The organism is Caballeronia sp. M23-90, assembly GCF_053574605.1.
On the sequence record NZ_JBSIPA010000569.1, the window covers coordinates 1 to 3,759 of the forward strand.

At 61.7% G+C, this 3,759-nt stretch carries 3 protein-coding genes and 1 pseudogene; all 4 read right to left on the reverse strand.

The genetic code is table 11. The features are described from left to right. Positions 1-126 precede the first annotated feature (126 nt). Positions 127-657 (reverse strand): annotated as a pseudogene (locus ACRXB1_RS32645) (CoxG family protein); the annotation flags it as partial. Positions 658-693: 36 nt separating this feature from the next. Continuing rightward, entirely contained in the window at positions 694-1,056 is a 363-nt protein-coding gene (locus ACRXB1_RS32650; protein WP_061998670.1) for a DUF427 domain-containing protein, read from the reverse strand. A 250-nt stretch (positions 1,057-1,306) separates the two neighbouring features. Continuing rightward, the gene (locus ACRXB1_RS32655; RefSeq protein WP_449494380.1) at positions 1,307-1,738 is read right to left on the reverse strand and encodes a carboxypeptidase regulatory-like domain-containing protein; all 432 of its coding nucleotides are present in this window, start codon (positions 1,736-1,738) and stop codon (positions 1,307-1,309) included. A gap of 282 nt (positions 1,739-2,020) precedes the next feature. Beyond that, positions 2,021-3,565, reverse strand: coding sequence for a DegQ family serine endoprotease (locus ACRXB1_RS32660; protein WP_062000719.1), 1,545 nt, complete (start codon positions 3,563-3,565; stop codon positions 2,021-2,023). Positions 3,566-3,759 lie beyond the last annotated feature (194 nt).

Here is a 3,759-nt window from a genome sequence, read left to right on the forward strand (position 1 = left end):
CGGGTGGCGTGTTTCCCGTCGGGCAGCTCGACTGTATCGAGTTTCAGCGTGAGGAATTTACCCTGATGCAACAACTTGCTTTCGACCGTCTTCTCGATCAGGCCGGCATCGGAATCAGGGAAAGAGTAGATGCCGTCGGGTAACTGCCGCGTCCGGCGCTTGCGTTGCCGGATGCCCGTGCTTTGCGCGCACCACCTCGCAGAAGTCGGCGAAAAAATCATCGGCCACCTCGCGCAGCGCGTTTTCGATCTGACGCGGCGGCAAGCTCGCCAGCGGTCCGGTGAGCGTTGCCCAAACCGTATATTCGATCCACGTCGATTCGCCGTTCGCGTCCGGAATCAGCGCCACCGCGATCTGTCCGCGCAACGATCCCACGCCCTCGCCGCGCGCCTTGAAACTCAGGGTCTGGGCATCGACTTCGCCCTCGGCCTCGTCATGCCGCGGCAAACGGCGCGCTTCGGCTACATGTGCGCGGATGACGTAACGCGAGCGCAGCGCGCCGAGCGGCACGGTCATCGCGAGCATGTATTCGCCGCCAACCAGCCGCAAGAGCGATTCGCAATTGTCGATACTCGCGCGCACCAGCGCCAGGTCGCCCAGCGCCTCACGCACGAGAGCGGGAGCGAGCGGAATGCGTAAAGCATCGGCGACTTCCATCACGGCCTCCCCTGACTCGATGCGGCGGTTTAGTGATCAGGCGCCCGACGTTTCATCGATACGATCGACGCGCGTCGGATAGAACGCCAGATACCCCTTGATCTGCGTGGCGCTTTCCAGCGGTTCCTCGTAACTCCAGACCGCGTTTTCGATCGGACCTTCTTCGGTGAGCAAATGGTAGTAAGTGGCTTCGCCCTTGTACGGGCAATGCGAGGTGTGCGCGGACCTGGCGAGGCGCGCCATGTTGACGTCGCCGCGGGGAAAATAATGCACCGGGTCAAGACCGGTTTCGGCGAGCGTCAAGGCCGCCTGGGTATCGGCGAACGTCACGCCCTGATGGATCACGCGATGCCGGCGCGTGTTCAGCGAAATTTCAATCAGATGGGTGTCGGTGTTCATCGTGCGCTCCCGGTTTCAGACTGGATTCATGCGGATTCGAAGCAAGGCACTGAAATGCGCCGTCGTGCGACTGCGGCACGAATGCAAAAAAACCACGGGCTTTCCGGGACCCGTGGCTTTCATTATGAGACAACTCCGAGGGAGTTGTGCAAGCGTTGTGCGCGGGTTTATGTCCTGCGCAACACACCGTGTCCGGGTTCGCGCCGTTCCCGGCAGTTTGTTCCGATTCGCGGCTCGGAAAGCGAGCTGATTACTGGCTCGACCAGTGGAAAGCGGCCTTTGCCTTGCCGTTTCCCGCCACCGTCACCGCCTGTTTCTTTTCCGAATCCTTGTACTTTGCGTAGACCGTATAGCGGCCCGGCGGCAATTTCACGAGCATGTATGGGCCCATTGCATCGGTTTTGAGCACTTCGGCGTTCTTTTCGTCAGCGATGCGCACGTGCACGTCGGCAAGATAATCCGCAGTAGGACCCGTGAAACGCAACGAAAGCGGCCAATGCGCCTGTTCGCGGATCAGTGCATGCGATTCGTCCAGCCCCACGCCACCGGACGTGTACGACACATTGCCCTGCGTCTGGACCTGAGGCAGGCCGCCGCCGTTAGTATTGCCGGCGCTGCTCATGTCGCTGGTGTCAGCGCTCGATGCCTGCGCAAACGCGCCGCCCGCCACCCCAAGAGTCATCGTGGCGGCGAGAATCGCGATCGATACCTTTTTAAACGCTTTCTTCTTCGATGTTGCCTGGATGCTGGCTGCGTTCGTCGTCTTCGTCATCTGTTTGGCTCCTTGTGGACTTCAGACGCCTTCATCGGCGCTGCGCTTCTGATTGCTGCTCGTACACGGTAATCGATAGCTCCCGGACTACTCGAGTCGATACAGCATCTGAACAGACGAATCAGCACAGTTCATGCCCGCATCCCGCCCTATTTCCGGGCTGCGGCAAGGCCACAACCCGGAAATCCCGCGTCAGCCGAGATCCACCGGCACGAAGATTTGCGCATCGTCACGCTGGATCAACAGCGCGATGCTGTCGCCGGCGTTCTTGACCATCGTCTTCAACTGATCGACGGTCGTGACCGGCTGGCCATTGACCGCCAAGATCACGTCGCCGGCCTGGATGCCTGCGCTTTCCGCCGCGCCGCCCGCCTGCTGGACCAGCAGACCACGCGACAACGAAGCGCTCTGCTTCTCTTCAGGCGTCAGCGGCCGGACTGCCACGCCCAGACGCGCGTCCTGCGATGCCGATTCGCTCTTGTCCGCACCGCCCGTGCTTGCGGTCTTGGCGTCGCTCAGAGCGCCGACGGTCACCGTCAGGTCTTTCGTGCCCTTCTCGCGCCAGACCTGCACCTTCGCCGTGCTTCCAGGCGGCAGACCGGCAACTTGCGCCGGCAGCGAGTTGGAATCCGCAACGGCCAGGCCGTTCACCGACAGAATCACGTCGCCGGGCTGGAGACCCGCCTTCGCCGCAGGGCCGCCCGGTTCCACCGAACTCACCAGTGCGCCGTTCGCGCTTTGCATGCCGAACGATTTCGCCAGCGTCTGGTTCATGCCCTGCACCGTCACGCCAAGGCGACCGCGGTCCACGTGTCCGGTCTTGATCAGCGCGTCCTTCACCTTGATCGCTTCGTTGATCGGGATTGCGAACGAAAGACCCTGGAAGCCGCCGGTCTGCGAATAGATCATCGAATTGATGCCGATCACTTCGCCTTGCAGGTTGAAGAGCGGTCCGCCCGAGTTACCCGGGTTCACCGGTACGTCGGTCTGGATGAACGGCGTGTAGTTCTCGTTGGGCAGCGAACGCGATTTTGCGCTGATGATGCCGGAGGTGACGGTGTTATCGAAACCGTAAGGCGAGCCGATCGCCACCACCCACTGGCCGACCTTGCTGCCGTTCGGGTCGCCGATCTTCACGATCGGCAGGTTCTTCGCTTCGATCTTCAGCACCGCGACGTCCGACTGTTTGTCGGCGCCCACGACTTTCGCGCGGTACTCGCGTTTGTCGGTGGTTTTCACGGTGACGACATTCGCGCCGTCGACCACGTGCGCGTTGGTCAAAATGTACCCGTCGCTGCTCACGATAAACCCTGAGCCCAGGCTTTCGCTGGGGGTATCGGAGGCGTTCGGGCCATTGCCGTCGCCGCCCATGCCAGGCACGCCGTTACCGTAGAAATGCTTGAAGAACTGATAGAACGGATCGCTCGGATCGATCGGCAGTTGCGGGTTGCCGCCATTTGCTCCGCCGTTCATGCCGCCATTCATGCCACGCCGCGCAGCCGTCTTTACGACGTGTTTCGCGCTGATGTTGACGACGGCCGGGCCGTAGGTTTCGACGAGTCCCGAAAAATCGGGGATGCCGGTCTTGGCGGCGGCTTCGGCGGGCATCATCGCGGCCTGGGCCGGCGTGATGACCTGGGGCGCGGCGACGTTATGGTTGCCGGCGACGTAACCCGCCGACAAGGCGACTGCAACGGCTACCGCAACGGCGCTGCGGGTAATGATCTTCGCTTTCATCGTGTGCTCCTCGGGGATGCGCTTCATGATGAAACGAAGAGTACGGGGCGCCGCTTAAAGGTTACTTAAAGCAATGAATTCAGGCTGCATTGAAGCGTATCGATACCAGCAGACCGCCACCTTTCGACTCTGCAAGCGAGACCGCCGCGCCATGCTGCTCGGCGATCCGGCGCACGATGGCAAGCCCCAGGCCA

What these genes read in the sequence shown, in the direction of transcription:
- ACRXB1_RS32650 (WP_061998670.1), bottom strand. Translation starts at nt 1,056, where the DNA reads ATGAACACCGACACCCATCTGATTGAAATTTCGCTGAACACGCGCCGG.
- ACRXB1_RS32655 (WP_449494380.1), bottom strand. Translation starts at nt 1,738, where the DNA reads ATGACTCTTGGGGTGGCGGGCGGCGCGTTTGCGCAGGCATCGAGCGCT.
- ACRXB1_RS32660 (WP_062000719.1), bottom strand. Translation starts at nt 3,565, where the DNA reads ATGAAAGCGAAGATCATTACCCGCAGCGCCGTTGCGGTAGCCGTTGCA.